Consider the following 20,369-nt stretch of genomic DNA (forward strand, 5'->3'; position numbering starts at 1 on the left):
CGAGCACACTGGAGGAGGTGCTGAAGGACTACCCGACGCCCCCGAACTGCACCTCGCCCTACGCCCCGATCTGGATCGGCGAGATGGTGCGGCGGCAGACGGCGACGTAGGCGGCGGCCGCACCGACGCCCGATCTCCACCGCACGGCGGATCCCCGCCGTGCGGCGCGTCGCTAGCGTGGAGGGATGCCCGAGACCACCAGCGCCCCGCCCGTCGTTCCGGGCGTCGAATGGGTCAGGCCGCGTCCCGGGCGGCGCGGCTACCGCAACGACCTCCTGCTCGCCCTGGTGCTCGCCGTGGGCACGGCGGCGAGCGTCGTGCTCTACCGCGCGACCGGCTGGGGCGAAGGCACCCCGTGGTGGGGCGCAGCACTCTGGACGGCCGGGATGACCCTGCCCCTCGCCGCGCGGCGCCGCTGGCCCGAGATCGTCGCGCTCGTGGCATCCGCCGTCTTCATCGTCGGCGCCGTCGCCGTCGTCGGCGAGGCGCTCTTCTCGAACATCGCGCTCTTCGTCGCGATCTACACGGTCGGCGCGTGGGGCCGCAGCCGGCGGGTCGCCACGATCGTGCGCGGCGCGATCGTCGTCGTGATGTTCGCCTGGCTGTTCTGGGGCCTCATCTACTACTCGGCGATGGCCGACCACCTGCCCGAGCTCTCGCGCGAGGGGCTGCTCTCGCCGTACCTCGCCTACGGCTTCATCAACGTGCTCACGAACCTGCTGTACTTCGGCGGCGCCTGGTACTTCGGCGACACCGCCTACCGCTCGGCCCGGGCGAGGGCCGAGCTCGAGCAGCGCACCGCCGAGCTCGCGGCCGAGCGCGAGCGCACCCGGGTGCAGGCGGTCGCGATCGAGCGGCTGCGCATCGCGCGCGAGCTCCACGACGTCGTCGCCCACCACGTCTCGGTCATCGGCGTGCTGGCGGGGGCGGCGCGGCGGGTGCTCGCCAAGGACCCGGCGGCGGCCACCGCCTCGCTCTCGGCGATCGAGTCCAGCGCGCGCGAGGCGGTCGATGAGCTGCACGGGCTGCTCGGCACGCTCCGCGGCGACGGCGACACCGGGCCGATCGTGCTCGAGGACGGCCCATCGTCGGCGGGCGCGGCGACCACGAGCACCTCGACCCGCGGGATCGCCCGCCTCGACGAGCTCGTCGCCGAGTCGGCCGACGGCGGGCTCCCGGTGACGCTCGCCGTCGTCGGCGAGGCACGGCCGATCTCGCCCGTCGTCGAACTCAGCGCCTACCGCATCACGCAGGAGGCACTGACCAACGTGCGCAAGCACGCCGGTGCCGCCGCGACTGCGGAGGTGCGGGTGCGCTGGACCGACACGGCGCTCGAGGTCGAGATCACGAACTCGGGCAACGCGACGTCGGTCGCCGGCACGGCGCGGAGCGCCGACGGCTCGAGCGGCGGTCTCGGCCAGCTCGGCATGCGCGAGCGGGTCGCCGCCGCGGGCGGCACGATCGAGCTCCGCCCTCGCGCACGGGGCGGCTACCTCGTGCGGGCGAGCTTCCCGCTCCGCCGCGACGACGTGGCGCGGGCCGTCGCGACCGCCCGGTCCGCGGAGGCGGGCGCATGAGCATCCGCGTGCTCGTCGTCGACGACCAGAGCCTCGTGCGCGCCGGCTTCCGCACCATCCTCGACTCGGAGGACGGGATCGAGGTCGTCGGCGAGGCCGCCGACGGGCAGGCGGCGATCGACCAGGTCGCGGCGCTCGCGCCCGACGTCGTCTGCATGGACGTGCAGATGCCCGGGATGGACGGCCTCGAGGCGACTCGCCGCATCACCGGCGACGCGGCGACGCAGGCGGCCGTACTCGTGCTCACGACGTTCAACCGCGAGGACTACCTGTTCGCCGCGCTCGACGCCGGTGCGAGCGGGTTCCTGCTGAAGAACTCGAGCCCCGAGCAGCTGATCGAGGCGGTGCAGGTCGTCGCGCGCGGCGACGCCCTGCTCTCGCCGGATGTCACGCGCCGCGTCATCGAGGCGGCCGCGGGCCGCTCGGGGCCGGGCGCACCGGGCGGGCACGGGGCATCCGTCGCCGCACCCGGCCCGGACGGCGCGGCACCCGGCGCTGAACCCGGCACCGCAGCTTCGCCCGGCACCGCCGCCTCGCCCGCACCCGCCGAGCTCGCGACGCTCACCGAGCGCGAGCGCGAGGTGCTCGAACTGCTCGCGCTGGGCATCTCGAACGCCGAGATCGCCGAGCGGCTCTGGGTCGGCGAGGCGACGGTGAAGACGCACGTCTCGAAGGTGCTGATGAAGCTCGGCCTCCGCGACCGGGTGCACGCGGTCGTCTACGCGTACGAGCACGGCGTGGTGCGTCCGCGCGGGTGACCGCCGAGCCGCCGACCGACTCGCCCCGTCCGTTTCCCATGACGAGTCGTCGGCACGCTCGGCCGACACGCCGTTCGGACGCCCGGATATGCGGCGTGTCGCCCACCGTCTCCGACGACTCGTCGATATCGGCGACGATCCGATCCTCCGAAGAGGGGTTGACGAGGCCGATCGGCCGACCTATGGTTAAGCAATTCATTAATTAAGGAGTTGCTTACATTGGGTGATGCGCAGGACGAGCTGAGCGCGGTGTTCCAGGCGCTCGCCGACCCGACCCGCCGTGCGATGCTGTCGCGCCTCCGGGTCGGGCCCGCGACCGTCGGCGAGCTCGCCGAGCCGTTCGCCATGAGCCGCCCCGCGATCTCGCAGCACCTCAAGGTGCTCGAGCGGGCCGGGCTCATCGAGCGCACCGCGACCGCGCAGTGGCGCACCTGCACACTGCGCACCGAACCCCTCGACGAGGCATCCGCCTGGGTCGAGCACCACCGCGGCGAGTGGAACGAGCGCTTCGACCTGCTCGCCGAGCACCTCCGCACCATGAAGGAGAATCCGGAATGACCGAGCACGACACCGCGACGTCGCCCGCCTCCGCGGACACGACGCACGCACCGCAGTTCACCATCACCCGCATCTTCGACGCCCCGCGCGAGCTCGTCTGGCGAGCGTGGACCGAGCAGGCCGACGCCGCCGCCTGGTGGCACCCGCGCGACATCGAGATCAAGCCCGGCAGCGTCGACCTCGACACCCGCGAGGGCGGCAGCTACCGGTACACGATGGTGGCCCCCGACGGCAGCGAGTACCCCACCGCGGGCACGTACCGCGAGCTCCGCGAGCCCGAACGCCTCGTCATGACGTGGGGTTCGCCCGGCGACGACGACGATCGCGTGCCCGTCATCACCATCACCCTCCGCGAACTCGACGGCGGCCGCACAGAGATGCTGTTCCACCTGCTCGGCATCGACGCCGCCCCCGGCGACGACGACGTCTACGACGGCTGGAGCTCGGCCTTCGACATGCTCGACGAGCACCTGGCCGCGACGGCCGGGGGCCCGAGCGAGGTGCGCTGATGGGCCGGCTGATCGTCGAGCAGGTGGTCACCGCCGACGGCTACGCCGCCGACCCCGACGGCGGCATCGACTTCTTCGAGGCGCTCGTGCGCCCCGACGAGCACGGTGCCGTCGACTTCAACGACGCCGAACAGCTCGAGTACGTCTCGCAGGCCGACGCGATCCTGTTCGGCGCGACGACATATCGGATGTTCGCCGACTACTGGCCGGGCGTCGATCCCGAGGTCGAGCACGTCGCAGAGCTCATCAACCGGGTGCCGAAGTTCGTCGTCTCGAACACGCTGGAGGACGCCCCGTGGGGCGGCGGCACCATCGAGATCCTCCGCGGCGACGGGGCCCAGCAGGCCGCCGCGCTGAAGGAGAGGTTCGGCGCCGTCATCGTCTGGGGCAGCCTCGTCCTCACCGACGCGTTGTTCGCGGCCGGGCTCGTCGACGCGCTGCACCTGCGGGTCGTGCCGACCCTCCTCGGCGACGGGCGGTCGTTCACGCCCCCGCAGCTCGGCGAGGGCCGGCTCGAGCTCGACCGCGCCTCCGCCCGGCCGGGCGGCGTCGTGAGCCTGCGCTACCGGATGGGGTGACACCGGCCCGGCCCCGGGCCCCGGTGGGTCACCGCCGGAAGGTCACGTGGACGACCCCGCTCTCGGCGGTCTCGCTCGAGACGGTGTACTGCTGCTCCAGGCCGCGCAGCTCCTGCCAGAGGTTCTGGCCGCGCCCGAGCAGGATCGGCGCGATCGCCACGTGCAGCGCGTCGACGAGTCCCGCCGCGAGGAACGAGCGCACCGTGCGCACCCCGCCGCCGATGCGCACGTCGGCACCACCCGCCGCGGCGGTCGCCTCGGCGAGCGCGGCCTCGGGCGAGGCGTCGCGGAAGTGGAAGGTCGTGCCGCCGGTCATCTCGATCGACGGTCTGGGCGCGTGCGTCAGCACGAAGACCGGCACGCGGAAGGGCGGTTCGTCGCCCCACCAGCCGCGCCAGTCGGGGTCGTCGGCGTTCAGGTGCAGCCCGAACATGCCCGCGCCCATGATCTCGGCGCCGATGTTCTCGAAGTACGCCCGGGCGTACGCGTCGTCGACGCCGGTCGTTCCGGCTCCGGAGGTGTCGCCGAACACCCGCTCGCGGAAGGTGCGCGTCGCCGAGTAGGCACCGGTCAGGCGGAACCAGTCGTCGCCCATCGGGTTCTCGGCCGTCTGGTCGGTGGTCGAGGCGTAGCCGTCGAGGGAGATGTTGAGGTCGGCGCGAACGGCCACGGGCGGAGTCCTTCCGGTCATCGATCACGACCCGGTCGGGCCGCGACGCCCACTCTTCCGGTGCTCGGGCCGACGTCGAAGGGTTTCGATGGAGATCGAAACTTCGGCCCGCGCTCAGTCGGCCTGCCGGCCTGCCTGCCCACTCGAGGCCGACTCGGCGACGGCGTCATCGGCACCCGCCGGCCCGTCGGCACCGCCGGCCACGCTGCCGGCCGCGGGAACCACGCCCTCACGGAACTCGGTCGACAGCATGCGGTACGAGCGGGTCGTGAACGCGGCGAGCGCGAGCGCCACCATGATGAGCCCCGAGAACAGGAACACGAGTGCGATGCCGCGCGCCTCGCCGTCGCCGAGCAGCCACCCCCACGTCGCCTGGCCGCCCGCCGACTCCATGTAGGGGATGATCCAGAACTCGGCGAGCGGCGCGATGAGAAACGCCGTGACGGGCGCCGCTGCGGCCTCGAAGGCCTGGGCGAAGCCGAAGACGCGCCCCTGCGTGCGGTACGGCACGACCTTCTGGATGACCGTCTGCTCTGCCGCCTCGACCACGGGGATGAGGCACATGTACGCCCAGATGCCGAGCGCGTAGAGCAGCCACCAGTCGCGGATCGTGAAGAGCGCCCCCAGCAGGCCCATGACGATGACGACGAGCAGCATCGTGCGGATGGGGTTCTCGCCGAGCCCCCACTTCGCGATCACGAGGCCGCCGATGATGAAGCCCGTCGCCGTGACGCCGAGCACGACGCCCCAGATCTCGACGGGGAACAGCTCGAGCCCGTACGGGTCCATCAGGGCCATGTACACGCCGCCGATGAGGTTGTTGAAGGTCGAGAAGAGGATGAGCGCGAACAGGCCGGGGGCGGCGCGCACCGCCGTGATGCTGCCGCGCAGGTCGATCATCGGCGCCCGGTCGGCGTCGACGACGGGCTTCTCCTCGGGGATGCGCACGAAGAGCAGGTGCACGAGGGCGACGAGCGTCAGCGCGATCGCGATGACCAGGGTCCACCCCATGCCGACGAGCCCGATCGCGAGGCCGCTGAACACGCTCGTGACCATGAACGCGAGGCCCTGCACGGTGCCGACCATGCCGTTGGCGTTGGCGTGACGCTCTTCGGGCACGAGCAGGGTGACCGTCGTCGAGAGGGCGATGTTGCGCATGTTCTCGACGACCGCGCCGAAGAGGATGACGCCCGTGAACACCCAGAACCACGGTCCGCCGAGGTCGAGCAGCGCCGCCTCGGGCTGCACCGCGTAGAGCACGCCGGCGATCGTGAACGCCGCGAGCGAGACGACGCTCGACAGCACCATGACCCGGTGCTTGCGGTGCCGGTCGACGAGCGTGCCGAAGACCATGCCGAAGAGCGCGATGAGCAGCATGTACGCGCCGCCGATGATTCCCGTGGCGAGCACGGAGCGGGTCTCGAGGTACACCCAGAAGGTGAGCGCGAACCACAGGAAGCTCGTGGTCACGTTCGCGATCATCGTGTTCGCGAGCACGTGGAGGAACGTGCGCATGCCGTTCGGCGGCGGCACGACCGTGCCCGCCTGCGGCGCGCGCGCCCCAGGCTGCCCCGCCCCCGTCGGATCGAGCCCCTCGCTCATCCTGCGAGGGTAACCGCGACCGCCGACATCCATAACCCCTGGCGAGCCCATCGGCTCTCGCCCGCCTCTCCCCCGCAGGGCGGAGCCCCGAAACCCGTCGCCCGGCGGATGACGCCGGCCGCGCGGCATCCGTACCGTGAGGGCATGCTCGAACTCAACGACGTGACCAAGCGCTACGGCGAGCGTCTCGCCCTCGACGCGGTCTCCTTCGCGGTCGGCGACGGCCGCCTCACCGGCTTCGTCGGCGGCAACGGCGCCGGCAAGACCACGACGATGCGCATCATCCTGGGCGTGCTCGCGGCCGACGGCGGCCGCGTCTCGCTCGACGGCTCGCCCATCACCGCCTCCGACCGCCGCCGCTTCGGCTACATGCCCGAGGAGCGCGGCCTCTACCCGAAGATGAAGGTGCTCGAGCAGGCCGTCTACCTCGCCCGCCTGCACGGCTGGGCCCCGGCCGCCGCACGCCGCAACGCGAGCGAGCTGCTCGAGCGCCTCGGCCTCGGCGAGCGCTTCGACGACACGATCGAGTCGCTGTCGCTCGGCAACCAGCAGCGGGCGCAGATCGCGGCGGCGCTCGTGCACCACCCCGAGGTGCTCGTGCTCGACGAGCCGTTCTCGGGCCTCGACCCGATCGCCGTCGAGACGGTGCAGGGCGTGCTCGCCGACGTCGCCGCGGGCGGCGTGCCCGTGCTCTTCTCCTCGCACCAGCTCGACATCGTCGAGCGCCTCTGCGACGACCTCGTCATCATCGCGGGGGGCCGCATCGCCGCCTCCGGTCCCCGCGATGCGCTCCGCGACGAGCACGGCTCCGAGCGCTGGGAGCTCCTGACCGACGGCGACACCGGCTGGCTGCGCGAGCGGCCCGGCATCACGGTCGCCGAGTTCGACGGCGGCTGGGCGGTCTTCGAGGCCGAATCGGATGCCGCGCGGCAGGCGGTGCTCGCCGAGGCCGTCACCCGCGGCGAGGTCGTGAGCTTCACCCGCGAGCACACCACGCTCGCCCAGATCTTCAAGGAGGTCGTGCGATGAGCACGCAGTCCCCCCAGGCGCCCTCGGCCCGCTCGGCCGAGGCACGGCCGGCCGAGGCACGGCCGGCCGAGCCGCGCTTCATCGACAGCGTCTCGCTCGTCGCGGGCCGCGAGATCACGATGCGGCTGCGCAGCAAGGCGTTCCTGATCTCGACCGGCATCCTCATGCTCGCGGTGCTCGCCTCGGTCGTGCTCGGCAGCCTCTTCGGCGGCCAGTCAGACCCCGCCAAGGTGGCCGTCGTCGGCGCGGCGGCGAGCGCGGTCGAGGGCAACCCGGCGCTCGACCCGGTGCCCGTCGACGACGAGGCGGCCGGCGAGCAGCTGCTGCGCGACGGCGAGGTCGAGGCGGTGATCAGCCCCGAGGCATCCGACCCGCTCGGCATCGCCGTGACCGGCCTCGACCAGACGCCGTCGGGCGTCGTGCAGGCGCTCGCGGTCGTTCCGACCGTCGAACTGCTCGAGCCGGCCGCGGTCGACCCCGGCCTCGCCTACCTCGTCGCCTTCGGCTTCGGCATCGTGTTCTTCATGTCGGCGATCACCTTCGGCTCGACGATCGCCCAGTCGGTCGTCGAGGAGAAGCAGACCCGCGTCGTGGAGATCCTGCTGTCGACGGTGTCGGCGCGGGCGCTGCTCACCGGCAAGGTGATCGGCAACAGCGTGCTCGCCTTCGGGCAGATCGTCGCGATCGCGGTGCTCGCGATCGCCGGGCTCATGCTCACCGGGCAGAAGGTGCTGCTCGGGGGGCTCGGCGACTCGGTGATCTGGTTCGTCGTGTTCTTCGCGGTGGGCTTCGTGATGCTCGCCGCGCTCTTCGCCGCGAGCGCCGCGATGGTCTCGCGCGCCGAGGACATGGGCTCGGTGACGACGCCCGTGACGATGCTCGTGATGATCCCGTACTTCCTGGTGATCTTCTTCTTCGACGACCCGACCGTGCTCGGCATCATGAGCTACGTGCCGTTCTCGGCCCCGGTCGGCATGCCGGTGCGCATCTTCCTCGACCAGGCCGAGTGGTGGGAGCCGATCCTCTCGCTCGCGATCCTCGTCGCGACGACGGCCCTCGCGGTGGCGCTCGGCGAGCGCATCTACCGCAACACGCTCCTCAAGACCGGGTCGCGGGTGCCCCTCGGCGAGGCGCTGCGCGGGTAGCGCGGCGCCCAGCCATCGAGCTGCGGGCGGATGCCACGGGTGGGGGACCCGGCATCCGCCCGCTTTCGCGCGTCAGACGTGCGTCCGCGGCACATATACGGCGAATCCGTGCGCCCTGCGTCACGATGTCTGCCAGCCGCCGGGTGCGAGGATGGTTCGGTGAACTCAGCGCTCCACGACACGACCTTCCGCGGCTTCGCCTCCGACAACTACTCGGGCGTGCACCCCGAGGTGCTCGCCGCCATCGCGACCGCCAACGACGGTCACCAGGTGGCCTACGGCGAGGACGTCTACACCGAGCGCCTGCAGCAGGTGTTCGCCCACCACTTCGGCGAGGGCGTCGAGGCCTTCCCGGTGTTCAACGGCACCGGCGCGAACGTGACGGGCCTGCAGTCGATGCTCCCCCGCTGGGGTGCGGTCGTCTCGGCGAAGACGGCGCACATCAACTCCGACGAGGGCGGCGCGCCCGAGCGCGTCGGCGGCATCAAGCTGCTCACCGTCGCCGCGCCCGACGGCAAGCTCACCCCCGAGCTCATCGACGAAGAGGCCTGGGGCTGGGGCGACGAGCACCGCGCGCAGCCGCTCGTCGTCTCGATCACGCAGACCTCCGAGCTCGGCACGGCGTACACCGTCGAGGAGGTGCGCGCGATCACCGAGCACGCCCACTCGCTCGGCATGAAGGTGCACATGGACGGCGCGCGCCTGTCGAACGCGGGCGCCTCGCTCGGCGTGCCGCTGCGCGACTTCACGCGCGACGCGGGCGTCGACGTGCTCAGCGTGGGCGGCACCAAGAACGGATGCCTCGGCGCCGAGGCGATCGTGGTGCTGAACCCCGAGGCATCCGAGGGCCTGAAGTACCTGCGCAAGCTCAACATGCAGCTCGCCTCGAAGATGCGCTTCGTCTCGGCGCAGCTCATCGCGCTCTACGAGGGCGACCTGTGGCTGCGCAACGCCACGCACGCCAACGCGATGGCCTCGCGCCTGCGCGACGCGCTCGACGCCGGCATCGCCGCGGGCGAGCTGCCCGGCCTGGGCTTCTCGCAGGAGACGCAGTCGAACGGCGTCTTCGCGACCCTGCCGCAGGGCATCGCCGACAAGCTGCGCGACCGCGGCTTCAAGTTCTACGACTGGGACGCCGCGCGCGGCGAGGTGCGCTGGATGGCCTCGTTCGACACGAGCGAGGACGACATCGACGCGTTCGTCGCGGGCATCCGCGAGGAGCTCGCCGGAGCGTGACCGCTCCGTCGGTCGAGGAGCGACGCAGGAGTATCGAGGCCACTCAGCAGGTCTCGATACGCTCCGCTACTCGACCGGCTGTACCAGCCGCTCGAGCGGGATCGTCTCGCCGAGGATGCGCTCGGCGGCGCGGTGCCCCGAGAGGAGCGCTCCGTTGACGGTCGCCGGGCAGTCGCTCCAGGTCGCCTCGCCCGCGAAGTGCAGCACCCCGTCGACCGGCGTGGCGATGAGGTCGTGGTCGTCGTACGAGGCGCCGCGGGCGACGTACGAGTACGAGCCCAGCGAGAACGGGTCGGAGCCCCAGCGGGTGATCCAGTGGCCGGTGGGCTCCGGCACCGCGTCGCCGTAGAGGCCCCGGAGCCCGTCGAGCACCGAGGCGACGATCTCGTCGTCGGGCATCCGCTCGACGCGACGAGCCCAGTCGCCGCCCGCGAAGGTGAGCAGCATCGGCGTGCCGCTCACGACGGACACGTCGTACCACGAATGCCAGGGCACGCCGTCGGCACCGAGCCGGCGGATCGCGTAGGCGCCGTCCTGCCAGAAGCGCTCGGGGAACTGCAGGAACACCTTGTCGAAGGTGCCCATCCCGACGCGATCGATCGCCCCGGACACCGCCTCGGGCAGCGCCGGCTCGAAGGCGATCGACCCCGCCTTGAGCACGCCGAGCGGCACCGTGACGACGACGTCGCGGGCGTCGAACGACTCCATGGCAGTGGTGACCCGCACCCCGCCATCGGCGTCGGCGCGCGACCGGTCCACCGCCGTGACGACCTGGCCGAGCCGCACGTCGAGCCCCTCGGCGAGCGCCGTCGCGAGCGCGTCGTAGCCGCCGGGGAAGACGACCTCGTCGCCGTCGATCGCGTCCTCGTCGAGCCCGTGGGCGTCGACGTCGGGGTTGTCGGCGCCGCACTGCTCCTCGGTGCGGTGACGGTGGAACGCGCGGGCGCGCTCGGCGCGCGGGCCGCTCCAGCCGAGCTCGTCCAGCACCCGCTCGACGACGTCGGCGTAGCTCTCGCCCTCTCCGGCGGCGTCGGCCGCCGCCGCGAGTCGGTCGGCGACCGCCTCGGCATCGGCGAGCCAGGCCTCCGTCGCCGCCGCGTCGAGCTCGCGGCCCGCCTCGTCGTAGTTCGCGATCGGACGGCCGCCGGCCTGGAAGCTGCCGACGGTGAACTCGGCCGACGCCATGCCGAAGGCCTCGACGAGCCCGGTGAGGGGGTTGCCCTCGATGCCGTGGATCCACGAGGCGCCCCGGTCGACGCTGAAGCCCGGCGAGCGATCGGTCCAGGTGCGCCCGCCGATGCGGTCGCGCGCCTCGAGCACCACGACGCTGCGGCCGGCGGCCCGCAGCAGCCTGGCCGCGGTCAGTCCGGCGACGCCGGCTCCGACGATGACGGTGTCGAACATGGGCTTCTGATCCATTCGTTCGGGAGGTGTGGTCGACGGCACGGGATGCCGGCGAGGCATCCGGCCGTGGCTCACTCGGGTGCGAGCACCTCGGTGTCGCGGTTGAGCGAGCGCTTCTGGAAGTAGTCGCGGGAGCCGGGGAACATCGCCCAGACGAACATGAGCACCACGCCCAGCAGGAGCGAGCCGATGCCGACGATGAAGGCGCCGCCGACGCCCGCGACCTGCGAGTAGCCGTACTCGGGATTCAGCATGTCGATCGCCGACTGCACGAACGCCCACGTCATGAACAGGCCGCCGAGCAGCGGGAAGAGGAAGCGGTAGAAGACGTTCCGGCGGCTCGCGAAGAGGGTGCGACGGAAGTACCACACGCACGCGAAGCTCGCGATGGCGTAGAAGAACGCGATGGCGAGGCCCATCGAGAGCAGCGAGTCGGCGAGCACGTCGGTCGAGACGAGGTTCATTCCCGCGTAGTAGACGATCGCGATGACGCCGACGAGCGTCGTCGAGAAGGTCGGCGTCTTCGAGGCCTCGTGCACCTTGGCGAAGCGCGCGGGCAGCGCCTGGTAGACGCCCATGGCGAAGGTGCCGCGTGCGGTCGGCAGGATCGTCGTCTGGGAGGAGGAGAGCGCCGAGATCGCGACCGCGATCACGAGGAACCAGCCCATCGGCCCCATCGCCATGCCGGCGAGCACCGAGAAGACGTCATCGGCGTTCGTCTCGTTCGCGAGACCCGTACCCGTGTCGCCGAGGCCGGCGAACATCATGGCGACGACGGTGATGCCGACGTAGGTGACGAGCAGGATCACCGTCGTGAGGGTGGCGGCGCGGCCCGGGGTGCGGCGCGGGTCCTTCGTCTCCTCGGTGAGGGCGAGGCAGGTGTCCCAGCCCCAGTAGATGAAGAGCGCGAGCAGGATCGCCTGCACCATGCCGGTGCCGTCGGCGAGGAACGGGTTGAACCAGTCGAGCGAGACCGGGGTCGCGTCGGGGGCGTTGCCCGAGAAGTAGCCGACGAGGCAGCCGATCACGAACACGGCCATGGCGAGGTACTGGATCGCGAGCAGCACCTGCTGCATGCGCTCGCCGATCTCGACGCCGCGGAGCGACACCCAGGTCATGACGGCGATGATGAGGCATCCGAACGCCGTGACGATGACCCGGTTCTCGGCGAGCGAGCCGTCGCCGAGCAGGCTGAGCAGGTAGACCGAGGCGATCTCGGCGAGGTTCGCCATGACGAGCACGCCGGCGACGGCGATGCTCCAGCCCGCCATCCAGCCGGTGCGCGGGCCGAAGGCCTTGGCGGCCCAGGTGAACACCGTGCCGCAGTCGGGCACGTCGTTGTTCAGCTCCCGGTAGGCGAAGGCGGTGAAGAGCATCGGCACGAACGCGAGGATGAACGCGACGGGCGCCTGCGCGCCGACGGCGATGATCACGTAGCCGAGGGTCGCGGCGAGCGAGAACAGGGGCGCGGTCGAGGCGATGCCGATGACGGTCGAGCCCCAGAGCCCGAGCTTGCCGATGGCGAGGCCCTTGGTGGGGGTTCCTGCGCCGGGGGTGGGGGTGGGGGAAGCGGTGTCTACCGCACGGGTGGTGCTCACGGGGACCTGCTCGTCGTCGAGGGGTGGGGGATCGCGAACATCCTACCTCACCGACCGACTAGTCGGTCGGTACTCGTCGACGCATCGCCTCGAGCGTCGCGATGAGGCCGTCGACGTGCGCGGACGTCAGCACCCCGTCGCCCTCCGGCGGGCTCATCAACGCGTTGTGGTTCATGCCGTCGCCGATGAAGAGCACCATGCGGGCGAGCCCTTCGTCGCCCGTCGCCGAGACGAGCGCCTCGAGCCAGTCGTCGCGGCAGGCGCGCAGCGCCTCGAGCGCCGCCTCGTCGCCGGTCTGCGCGACGCGGTAGCCGGCATCGATGAGCCGCTCGAGCTCGCTGTCGCGATCGAGCGACGACACGAGGTAGTAGCGCACGGCCGCCTCGGGCGCGGAGCGCATCTCGTCGGCATCGCGGCCGGCCTGCGCCCGCATCTCGACGAGGAGCGCGGCGCGCAGGGCCCCGACCGACCCGAAGTGGTGCAGCAGGCCCGACTTCGACAGGCCCGCCCGGCTCGCGATCGCCTCGAGCGTCGCCCCGCGGATGCCCCGCTCGACCAGCAGGTCGGTGTACGCGGTGAGGACTCGGGCGGCCTGCCCATCGACGGTGATCATCTGCACATCGTACGGGCGGCGGCACGACGAGGGCGCGGCACCCGTTCGTGAGAACGGATGCCGCGCCCGAGGTGTCGCGTGGCGGCTCGCGCCGTCACCGGCGCCGTGCGTGGACTACCGGCCGACGGCCCGCAGCGCGTTCACGATGCCGTCGCCGAAGAAGCCGTTGGTCTTCTTGGCGCTCTCGCACGTGTGGGTCGCCGTCGCGGTCTGCCCGGTGGGCAGGTGGCGCGTGTAGGTGAACTCGGCCGGAACCGGGCACGCCTCGTCGACCGCGGTCTTCAGCAGCTTGCTCTCGACCGCGTTCGGGTTCATGCGCAGGCCGCCCTTCAGCGGGTCCTTCGCGCCGTACTGGCTGACGATGAGCGCCGCGACGCCGGCGGCGTGGGGCGAGGCCATCGAGGTGCCCTGGATGAACTGGTAGTAGCCGCAGGTGCCCTCGTCGTCGCAGCTCTTCACGACGTTCGAGACGAGCGGGTCGCCGTTCTCGTCGATCTGGCCGTTCGCGATCGCGAGCGACTCGGGGTAGGCCGCGAGGATCGTCTTGGTGACGTCGCGCGTGCCCGCCGGGGTGTCGTACGAGTCGCCGCCGGGCGCCGCCACGTCGATGTACCCGTTGCCGTAGCTCGAGTAGTACGCCTTGCGCTCCGAGATGCCCGTGCTCGAGACCGAGATCACGCCGTCGCCCTCGGCCGGCATCGAGACGCACGAGGCCGGGTCGAGCAGGTCGCGCACGTAGGCGGCCTCACCGGGCACGCTCGCGAAGTCGGGGCTGCCCGCGTCGGTGACCGCCTTGGTGTAGTCGATCGCCTCGTTGCCCGCGGCGGCGACGAGGGTCACGCCGTGGCCGCGAGCGTAGTCGAGCGCGCGCTGCATGGCCTCGATGATGACGGCCTGCTCGGCCTGGTCCTCGGCCGAGTCGGCCGGGTGGCTCGTGCAGTTGAACAGCCACGGGTCGACGTAGTAGCTCATGTTGACGACGTCGATGCCGTTGTCGCCCGCGTAGGTGAGCGCGTCGATCGAGGGCTGGAGGAAGAAGTAGCCCGAGTCCTGACCGGCGCGGAGGTTCACGAGGGTCACGTTCGGGGCGACGCCGGCCATGCCGAGGCCGTTGATCGGCGAGCCGATCGTCGAGGCGACGTGGGTGCCGTGGCCGTTCTCGTCGACGTCGGCCGCGTCCTCGCAGGAGCCGTCGGGGTCGTCGGCGCAGGCGCCGTCGACCTCGTCGCCGTTCGCGTCGACGGGCACGTCGACCGTGAAGTTGCGGCTCAGCTCGGCGTCGAAGTTCGGTGCGATGTCGGGGTGGCTGCCGTCGACGCCGGTGTCGATGATGCCGACCCGCACGCCCTTCGAGCCCTGCTGGCGGGCGTACGAGCCGTCGGCGGTCGCGTCGATCTGCTGCATGTCCCACTGGAGGTCGGCGAGCGGCTCGGCCTCGGGCGCACCCGGACGGTGCTTCTTGCCCGAGTTCGCCGTCGCGTCGCCCTTCGCGCTGCGCGGCCCGTCGGCCAGGCCCGCCTCGCGGGTCTCCTGCTCGACGGCGTCGAGCTTGCGCGCCTCGCCGTTCGCGGCGCGCGACTCGGGAACGTCGCCGATCACCCGGTTCTCCGCGGTGCCCTCGATCGCCGCCTGCGCGTCGGCCGCAGCGGCGAAGCCGGCCCCGGCGGTGACGGTGGCCACGCCGACGGCCGCGTTCTCGGCCACGACGGTGCCGCCGGCGGCCTCGACCGCGGCGAGCGCGTCGGCGCTCGAGACGCCCTCGGCGAAGAGCACGACGTACTCGTGGTCGCCGCCCGCCTCCGCTCCGATGGCGGCGCCCGCGGGTGCCGCGGCGAGCGCGGTCAACCCCAGCGCGAACACGGAAGCTGCTGCGATGGATCGCATCTTCAGCATTGAGATTCCTTCCTCATTGATGGAACTTGCCCGGCCATGCTGTCACAGCCCGATGCCCCTCGGATAGGGGGCGCGCGGAGGGCGCGGGGCCCGGGCGGACGGCCCCCAGCGGATGCTCGGGGAATGCGGCGTAGCATCCATGCGTTTGCATTTTTCGGGGCAACGGCGACCCGGCACATCACTCGATCCAGAAGGCACCACCATGACCCTCGTCACCGATCTCACCTCGCGCAAGGCCGACACCGCCGCACCGCTCATCGACCCGCTCGCCGACCGCTGGAGCCCCCGCGCGTTCGACCCCGACGCCATCGTCGACGGCGAGACCCTGCGCACCATCCTCGAGGCGGCCCGCTGGGCGCCGTCGGCGAACAACTCCCAGCCGTGGCGCTTCATCGTCGCGCGCCGCGGCACCGCCGCGTTCGCGAAGCTGCACGACGCGATGGCCGGCTTCAACCAGGCCTGGGCCGACTCGGCCGCGGTGCTCATCGCGAACCTCGCCGAGACCGTCGACGCCGAGGGCCGCGAGCGGCCGTGGGCGCGCTACGACCTCGGCCAGGCGGTCGCGCACCTCACCGTGCAGGCGCAGCACGAGGGCCTGCACACGCACCAGATGGGCGGCTTCGACGCGAAGGCCATCCACGAGGCGTTCGACCTGGCCGACTCGCTCGAGGTCGTCTCGATCACCACGATCGGCGCGCTCGGCGACGTCGACCGCCTGCCCGAGGTGCTGCGCGAGCGCGAGGTCGCGCCCCGTCAGCGCAAGGCGCTCGACGAGTTCGTCACCGTCGGCGAGTAGTCGCCCGCGTCAGCAGAGACACGGATGCCCCGGGGTTCCCCCGGGGCATCCGTCGTCTCCGCGCGTCGCCCGCCGTCGCTGGAGCCGGTGGGAACGGCCGGCGTGACGAGTCGCAGGACGATCCGGCCGACACGCCGCGTGACCGCGGCGCGGCGCCGATGCGCTCCGACGACTCGTCAGCGCGCGAGCGACCCGGCCCGACCTCGGCCGAGGACTACGCGCGCACGAGGTCGACCGGCGTGGTCGGCGGCTCCTCACGCACGATCACGGCGGCGTCGGGCAGGGCGACGTCGGGCCCGGTGGCGTCGGGCCCGGCGACGTCGGCGGCCTCGACGGCATCCGCCGGCTCGGCACCCGCGTCGGCCGGCATCGGCGCCGAGTCGAGCGCCTTCTTGATGCGCCACGCCGCGAAGACCGCGAGCGCGCTCACCGCGACGTGCATGCCGAGGAACACGTCGGTGAGGCCCGCGCCGAGCAGCACGCCGGCGACGAGCGGGCCCGCCGCCGAGAAGGCGGTCTGCAGCGCGGCGATCGTGCCGAGGGTCTGGCCGACCATGCCCTTCGGGGCGAGTTGCGCGGTGAGCGGGTTCAGCACGGGGCTGTAGATCGTCTCGCCGACGGCGAAGATGCCGTAGGTCGTGACGAACAGGGCCGTGGCGATGCCCGGCGAGAACTGCGCTGCCGAGAGGATGAGCCACGACACCACCCAGATCGAGCCGACCGCCATCAGCAGTGCCGGGGCGCTGCGCTTCGCGGTGAGCTTCACGACGATGACCTGCAGCGCCACGATGACGAGGCAGTTGATCGCCGCGGCGAGGCCGATCGCAGAGGGGTCGACGTCGAGCACGGTGATGCCGTAGGCGGGCAGGCCCGACTCGAACTGCGCGTAGAAGCCGAGGGCGAGGGCGATCGTCACGACGGCCGTCCAGCGCATCGCGGGCTGGGCGAAGATCACGCGGAGCGCACCGCGGGAGCGCGCGGCGCCGTCGGCGTGCCCGTCGCCGTCGAGGTCGACCGCGGCGATGGCCCCGGTGGCCGCGTCGATCGCCCCGATCGAGCCGGTCGCGGTCGAGACGGAGGCGGGGCCGCCGGCCACGGCAGCCGCCCGCGCACCGCCCGCGAGCCGTCCGGCGAAGGTCAGCCGACCGGCGAGCGCGATGATCGCCGACGACAGCACGAAGCCGCCCGCGGCCATCATGAACCCGATGTCGAGCCCGTCGGCCCGGTCGAGGTCGACGACGAGCCCCGCGAGGAACGCACCCGCCGCCATGCCGAGCGCCTCGCCCGTGAACTTGTAGGCGAAGACCTTGCGACGGTCGTCGCTCGACGACCAGTTGAGGGCGAGCACCTGCTTCGCGGGCACGGCGGCCGAGAGGCCGAGCCCGAAGACGAGCATGCCCGCGAGGAAGAGCGCCGGCACGTCGGCGAAGACGAGCGAGGCGACGCCGGCCGCGCCGAGCAGCTGGGCGATGACGGCGACGCGCACCGGGTCGAAGCGGTCGGCGAGGCGACCGGCGAGCGGCGCGGCGACGAGCGCCCCGATCGAGAACAGCGACGAGGCGCCCGCGGCGACGAGGGCGCCCCAGTCGCGGGTGTCGGCCGCGTAGGCGTACTGGTACGGCAGCACCGCGCCCCAACCGAGCGAACCGATGGCACTGGCCAGGATGAGCAGTCTCGCGCGCATGATGGTGTCCTCCTCCCGAGGTCTCGACGAGCAGAGGGATGCCCCGGGCCGACGCCGGCCGCGAAGCATCCCTCTACCCTTCGAATACGAAGTCTTCGATATCGAAATATTAGCAACCGAATGATGCGTGAGAGAATTCCCGTATGGCCAAACGCACCCCGAGCGCCCAGGAGCTGCACCGGCGCGCCGTCGCGACCTACGTGAAGGCGGGCGGCGAGGAGTCGGTGCAGCGGGTCATCACCGCCGTGCAGAGCCTGACGAAGAAGCTCGACCAGTGGTACGCGCGCCAGCTCGTCGACCTCGAGGTGACGGCCGGCGAGTGGGCCGTCGTGACCTCGCTCGCGAAGGCCGGCGAGGCGCTCACGCCGAGCCAGCTCGCCGAGCTCACGAACGTCGCCCCGTCGTCGATGACGCATCGCCTCGACAAGCTCGCCGAGCGCGGCCTCATCGAGCGCACGCCCGACGCCGAGAACCGCACGCGCATCTACGTCAGCCTCACCGACGCCGGGTGGCAGCTGTTCAGCGTCGCCATCCGCGGCTCCGACGTCGTCGAGTCCGACGTGCTGCAGGACCTGAGCGACGACGAGCGGGGCGAGCTCGCCCGCCTGCTCGAGGTCGTCATCGCGCGCCTCGACGACATCGACGCGTAGAGACGCCCCCGTGGCCTCACCGCGGCGTGATGACCACCTCGGTCGCGCCGGGATCGATCTCGAACGTGAGCACTCGCGTCGCTGCATCCCACCCGACGACCTCGCCGCCGTCGACCGCGCCGCCGTCGGGGAACGCGCCGGCCGGCAGATACGCCTCGCTCGGCCCGGATGCCGCGCCCTCACCCGCGCCCTCGCCGTCGTCCGCCGCGACATCGATCACGAGCCGCTCGGGCTCGGAGTCCCAGCCGACGAGCCCGCCTGCGACTGCACGCGGGTAGGGGCGGTCGAGCGCGCCGATCAGGTTGCGCGGCGTTCCGTCGGCCTCGTACGGCCCCCAGCTGCCCGGGTCGCGAGACCAGTACGCGACGCCCATCCCCGAGGCGTCCGCCGTCTCGTAGACGAGGTCGACGTAGTCGAGCGCGCCCGGCAGCGTGGTGTCGAGGCCGAACTCGCCGAGGATGATCGGCACCCCGCCGAGCCGCTCGGCGGTGCGCAGCACGTTCGATCGCCACGCCGCGACCGTCCCCTCGACGAGCTCGCGGGAAGTGCCGCTGAAGCCGTCGCCGAGATCCATCGGCAGCGGGTAGAGGTGCGGGCAGAACGCGACGCGCGGCTCTCCCTCGCGCGGGTCGTCGACCCTGCCGAGCCCGCTCGGCAGACCCCAGTTGAAGCCCATCGCCTGCGGTTCGAGGCAGACCCACGTGTTCTCGTCGACCTCGCGGATCTCGTCGGTCACCTCCTGGTAGAGCGTCGTCAGCGGCCCCGCCTCGAACGCCGGCCCCTGCACGGTGCCGCCGTACGGCTCGTTCATGAGGTCGTAGGCGACGACCGTCGGGTCGTCGGCGAAGCGCTCGGCGACGACGCGCCAGGCGCCCGCGTAGTGCTCGGCGAGCTCGGGGTGGGCGCCGGTCGTGTTCCAGAAGTTGTCGAACGCGCGGATGACGCCCGGCTCGAGGTAGTAGAGCTCCCACATGTCGTGGTCGGCGACCGGCAGGCCGTCCAGGTACGTGGCCCACGCGGGCGCGCCGTTGCCACTCATGCCCGAGGGCGTGATCGCCGAGCCCCAGAGATCCTGGTGCATGTCGAGCATGACGTGGTAGCCGCGCTCGGCGTACCAGTCGACGCGCTCCTGCACGCCGTCGAGGTACTCCTCGGAGTATTCGCCCGGCTCGGGCTCGACCGAGCGCCACGAGATGAGGAACCGCACGAAGTTCGTGCCCATGTCTTCGACCTCGACGTCGAGCTCCTCCTCGTCGAACTCGGGGAACCCGTCGGGCGTCGACTTCGCGCTCGACGCGGTCGAGAACCCGTGCTGCACGAGGGCGCGCCCGTCGTCGTCGGTCATGAAGCCCGCGGCCGTCGCGGGGCCGGGCGTGCGCAGTGCGGCGGCGATGCCGCCGGCGACGAGGGCGAGGCCGAGCAGGGCGGCGATTCCGGCGCGGGCGGAGATCTTCATGGTCCTCCTTGACTCACGTGGTCGAGAGGCTAGCATCGATCCCATGTCGACTAGGACAGTTGACCCACTTTCGTTCCGACGGGTCCCGATCACCGTGTTCGCGCTCCTCGCGCTCACTTCCGTGCTCGCCGGTGTCTGGCCGATCGCCGGCCTCCTCGCGACGTGGGCGCCGGCGCTCATCGTCCCCGAGGCGGCGGGCCTGCCGTCCCTCATCCCGCCGCTGCGGCTCTGGCCGCTCGGCGAGACCACGTGGGCGTTCTGGCTCTCCGACACCATCGGCGCACTCGTGATGCTCGCGATCGCCGCGCTGCAGCTCCGGGCCGCTGCGCGCATGCGTCCCGATCCCGGCCCGGGTCGCGCGTTCGGCACCGCGGTCGGCGTCACGACCCTCGCGGTCATCGGCGGCAACCTCGTGCGCAGCGTCTTCCTGAGCTTCGCGGTGAGCGCCGATCTCGGCACCTACCTCGGCCAGGTCGTCGCGGGCGTCGCAGTGTCGGCGCTCACGGGCGCGCTGCTCGGATGCCTCGTCGGCGCCGTCGCGGCGATCGTCGCCGCCGTGCGCCGCGCACCGGCGACCGCGGCGGCACCGGCGGTCGAGTAGCGGAGCGTCTCG

19 protein-coding genes and 1 pseudogene are annotated in these 20,369 nt (G+C 72.1%); 12 read left to right on the plus strand and 8 right to left on the minus strand.

Annotated features, from left to right (window positions below):
• Window positions 1–14 precede the first annotated feature (14 nt).
• The 6 genes and pseudogenes from ACFVTH_RS06190 to ACFVTH_RS06215 form a co-directional block, all read left to right on the plus strand.
• Window positions 15–110, plus strand: a pseudogene (locus tag ACFVTH_RS06190) (DNA alkylation repair protein); the annotation flags it as partial.
• 75 nt (window positions 111–185) lie between these two features.
• Window positions 186–1,577, plus strand: coding sequence for a sensor histidine kinase (locus ACFVTH_RS06195; protein WP_387087830.1), 1,392 nt, complete (start codon window positions 186–188; stop codon window positions 1,575–1,577).
• Complete coding sequence (locus ACFVTH_RS06200; protein ID WP_387087833.1) at window positions 1,574–2,335, plus strand: response regulator; 762 nt, start codon at window positions 1,574–1,576, stop codon at window positions 2,333–2,335. Before ACFVTH_RS06195 ends, ACFVTH_RS06200 begins: the two co-directional genes overlap by 4 nt.
• A gap of 219 nt (window positions 2,336–2,554) precedes the next feature.
• Window positions 2,555–2,893, plus strand: a complete 339-nt coding sequence (locus ACFVTH_RS06205; protein ID WP_386941246.1) for an ArsR/SmtB family transcription factor — start codon at window positions 2,555–2,557, stop codon at window positions 2,891–2,893.
• Window positions 2,890–3,402 carry an SRPBCC domain-containing protein gene (locus ACFVTH_RS06210; RefSeq protein ID WP_387087836.1) on the plus strand — a complete coding sequence of 171 codons (513 nt, stop codon included), beginning with the start codon at window positions 2,890–2,892 and terminating at the stop codon, window positions 3,400–3,402. The genes ACFVTH_RS06205 and ACFVTH_RS06210 overlap by 4 nt, the downstream gene beginning before the upstream one ends.
• On the plus strand, window positions 3,402–3,980 hold the full coding sequence (locus ACFVTH_RS06215) for a dihydrofolate reductase family protein (RefSeq protein WP_387087839.1): 579 nt from the start codon (window positions 3,402–3,404) through the stop codon (window positions 3,978–3,980). Before ACFVTH_RS06210 ends, ACFVTH_RS06215 begins: the two co-directional genes overlap by 1 nt.
• A gap of 28 nt (window positions 3,981–4,008) precedes the next feature.
• Here ACFVTH_RS06215 and ACFVTH_RS06220 read toward each other — a convergent pair whose 3' ends face one another.
• Window positions 4,009–4,671, minus strand: a complete 663-nt coding sequence (locus ACFVTH_RS06220) for a dihydrofolate reductase family protein (RefSeq protein ID WP_387087842.1) — start codon at window positions 4,669–4,671, stop codon at window positions 4,009–4,011.
• A gap of 93 nt (window positions 4,672–4,764) precedes the next feature.
• Window positions 4,765–6,165: an MFS transporter gene (locus ACFVTH_RS06225; RefSeq protein ID WP_387088759.1), complete on the minus strand. Its 1,401-nt coding sequence runs from the start codon at window positions 6,163–6,165 to the stop codon at window positions 4,765–4,767.
• A gap of 231 nt (window positions 6,166–6,396) precedes the next feature.
• On the opposite strand from ACFVTH_RS06225, the gene ACFVTH_RS06230 reads away from it, so the two are divergent.
• The 3 genes from ACFVTH_RS06230 to ACFVTH_RS06240 all read left to right on the plus strand — a co-directional run bounded on the left by ACFVTH_RS06230 (window position 6,397) and on the right by ACFVTH_RS06240 (window position 9,662).
• Complete coding sequence (locus ACFVTH_RS06230) at window positions 6,397–7,281, plus strand: ABC transporter ATP-binding protein (RefSeq protein WP_387087845.1); 885 nt, start codon at window positions 6,397–6,399, stop codon at window positions 7,279–7,281.
• Window positions 7,278–8,426 carry an ABC transporter permease gene (locus ACFVTH_RS06235; protein ID WP_387087848.1) on the plus strand — a complete coding sequence of 383 codons (1,149 nt, stop codon included), beginning with the start codon at window positions 7,278–7,280 and terminating at the stop codon, window positions 8,424–8,426. The genes ACFVTH_RS06230 and ACFVTH_RS06235 overlap by 4 nt, the downstream gene beginning before the upstream one ends.
• Window positions 8,427–8,585: 159 nt before the next feature.
• A complete protein-coding gene (locus ACFVTH_RS06240; RefSeq protein ID WP_387087851.1) occupies window positions 8,586–9,662 on the plus strand; it encodes a threonine aldolase family protein in 1,077 nt (358 codons plus the stop codon).
• A 66-nt stretch (window positions 9,663–9,728) separates the two neighbouring features.
• Here ACFVTH_RS06240 and ACFVTH_RS06245 read toward each other — a convergent pair whose 3' ends face one another.
• The 4 genes from ACFVTH_RS06245 to ACFVTH_RS06260 all read right to left on the minus strand — a co-directional run bounded on the left by ACFVTH_RS06245 (window position 9,729) and on the right by ACFVTH_RS06260 (window position 15,170).
• The gene (locus tag ACFVTH_RS06245; RefSeq protein WP_387087854.1) at window positions 9,729–11,066 is read right to left on the minus strand and encodes a flavin monoamine oxidase family protein; all 1,338 of its coding nucleotides are present in this window, start codon (window positions 11,064–11,066) and stop codon (window positions 9,729–9,731) included.
• 71 nt (window positions 11,067–11,137) lie between these two features.
• Window positions 11,138–12,664: an APC family permease gene (locus ACFVTH_RS06250; RefSeq protein ID WP_387087857.1), complete on the minus strand. Its 1,527-nt coding sequence runs from the start codon at window positions 12,662–12,664 to the stop codon at window positions 11,138–11,140.
• A 58-nt stretch (window positions 12,665–12,722) separates the two neighbouring features.
• Complete coding sequence (locus ACFVTH_RS06255; protein WP_387087860.1) at window positions 12,723–13,277, minus strand: TetR/AcrR family transcriptional regulator; 555 nt, start codon at window positions 13,275–13,277, stop codon at window positions 12,723–12,725.
• A 114-nt stretch (window positions 13,278–13,391) separates the two neighbouring features.
• A complete protein-coding gene (locus tag ACFVTH_RS06260; RefSeq protein ID WP_387087863.1) occupies window positions 13,392–15,170 on the minus strand; it encodes a S8 family serine peptidase in 1,779 nt (592 codons plus the stop codon).
• 202 nt (window positions 15,171–15,372) lie between these two features.
• Between ACFVTH_RS06260 and ACFVTH_RS06265 the strand changes: the two genes are divergently transcribed.
• Entirely contained in the window at window positions 15,373–15,966 is a 594-nt protein-coding gene (locus tag ACFVTH_RS06265) for a nitroreductase family protein (RefSeq protein WP_387087866.1), read from the plus strand.
• Window positions 15,967–16,180: 214 nt separating this feature from the next.
• Here the strand turns inward: ACFVTH_RS06265 and ACFVTH_RS06270 are convergent, their stop codons facing one another.
• Window positions 16,181–17,650, minus strand: coding sequence for an MFS transporter (locus ACFVTH_RS06270; protein ID WP_387087869.1), 1,470 nt, complete (start codon window positions 17,648–17,650; stop codon window positions 16,181–16,183).
• A 143-nt stretch (window positions 17,651–17,793) separates the two neighbouring features.
• On the opposite strand from ACFVTH_RS06270, the gene ACFVTH_RS06275 reads away from it, so the two are divergent.
• Window positions 17,794–18,300, plus strand: a complete 507-nt coding sequence (locus tag ACFVTH_RS06275) for a MarR family winged helix-turn-helix transcriptional regulator (RefSeq protein ID WP_157423635.1) — start codon at window positions 17,794–17,796, stop codon at window positions 18,298–18,300.
• A 16-nt stretch (window positions 18,301–18,316) separates the two neighbouring features.
• On the opposite strand, the gene ACFVTH_RS06280 is transcribed toward ACFVTH_RS06275, so the two are convergent.
• Window positions 18,317–19,756, minus strand: a complete 1,440-nt coding sequence (locus ACFVTH_RS06280; protein ID WP_387087874.1) for a cellulase family glycosylhydrolase — start codon at window positions 19,754–19,756, stop codon at window positions 18,317–18,319.
• A 43-nt stretch (window positions 19,757–19,799) separates the two neighbouring features.
• Between ACFVTH_RS06280 and ACFVTH_RS06285 the strand changes: the two genes are divergently transcribed.
• The gene (locus ACFVTH_RS06285) at window positions 19,800–20,357 is read left to right on the plus strand and encodes a hypothetical protein (protein ID WP_387087877.1); all 558 of its coding nucleotides are present in this window, start codon (window positions 19,800–19,802) and stop codon (window positions 20,355–20,357) included.
• Window positions 20,358–20,369 lie beyond the last annotated feature (12 nt).

The sequence above is a fragment of the Agromyces sp. NPDC058104 genome (genome assembly GCF_042884835.1).
GTDB lineage: Bacteria > Actinomycetota > Actinomycetes > Actinomycetales > Microbacteriaceae > Agromyces.

Excerpts from the sequence above, each read along its gene's own strand:
- ACFVTH_RS06195 (WP_387087830.1), top strand. The coding sequence starts at position 186 with ATGCCCGAGACCACCAGCGCCCCGCCCGTCGTTCCGGGCGTCGAATGG.
- ACFVTH_RS06200 (WP_387087833.1), top strand. The coding sequence starts at position 1,574 with ATGAGCATCCGCGTGCTCGTCGTCGACGACCAGAGCCTCGTGCGCGCC.
- ACFVTH_RS06210 (WP_387087836.1), top strand. The coding sequence starts at position 2,890 with ATGACCGAGCACGACACCGCGACGTCGCCCGCCTCCGCGGACACGACG.
- ACFVTH_RS06215 (WP_387087839.1), top strand. The coding sequence starts at position 3,402 with ATGGGCCGGCTGATCGTCGAGCAGGTGGTCACCGCCGACGGCTACGCC.
- ACFVTH_RS06220 (WP_387087842.1), bottom strand. The coding sequence starts at position 4,671 with ATGACCGGAAGGACTCCGCCCGTGGCCGTTCGCGCCGACCTCAACATC.
- ACFVTH_RS06225 (WP_387088759.1), bottom strand. The coding sequence starts at position 6,165 with ATGCGCACGTTCCTCCACGTGCTCGCGAACACGATGATCGCGAACGTG.
- ACFVTH_RS06230 (WP_387087845.1), top strand. The coding sequence starts at position 6,397 with ATGCTCGAACTCAACGACGTGACCAAGCGCTACGGCGAGCGTCTCGCC.
- ACFVTH_RS06235 (WP_387087848.1), top strand. The coding sequence starts at position 7,278 with ATGAGCACGCAGTCCCCCCAGGCGCCCTCGGCCCGCTCGGCCGAGGCA.
- ACFVTH_RS06245 (WP_387087854.1), bottom strand. The coding sequence starts at position 11,066 with ATGTTCGACACCGTCATCGTCGGAGCCGGCGTCGCCGGACTGACCGCG.
- ACFVTH_RS06255 (WP_387087860.1), bottom strand. The coding sequence starts at position 13,277 with ATGATCACCGTCGATGGGCAGGCCGCCCGAGTCCTCACCGCGTACACC.
- ACFVTH_RS06260 (WP_387087863.1), bottom strand. The coding sequence starts at position 15,170 with ATGCTGAAGATGCGATCCATCGCAGCAGCTTCCGTGTTCGCGCTGGGG.
- ACFVTH_RS06265 (WP_387087866.1), top strand. The coding sequence starts at position 15,373 with ATGACCCTCGTCACCGATCTCACCTCGCGCAAGGCCGACACCGCCGCA.
- ACFVTH_RS06270 (WP_387087869.1), bottom strand. The coding sequence starts at position 17,650 with ATGCGCGCGAGACTGCTCATCCTGGCCAGTGCCATCGGTTCGCTCGGT.
- ACFVTH_RS06275 (WP_157423635.1), top strand. The coding sequence starts at position 17,794 with ATGGCCAAACGCACCCCGAGCGCCCAGGAGCTGCACCGGCGCGCCGTC.
- ACFVTH_RS06280 (WP_387087874.1), bottom strand. The coding sequence starts at position 19,756 with ATGAAGATCTCCGCCCGCGCCGGAATCGCCGCCCTGCTCGGCCTCGCC.
- ACFVTH_RS06285 (WP_387087877.1), top strand. The coding sequence starts at position 19,800 with ATGTCGACTAGGACAGTTGACCCACTTTCGTTCCGACGGGTCCCGATC.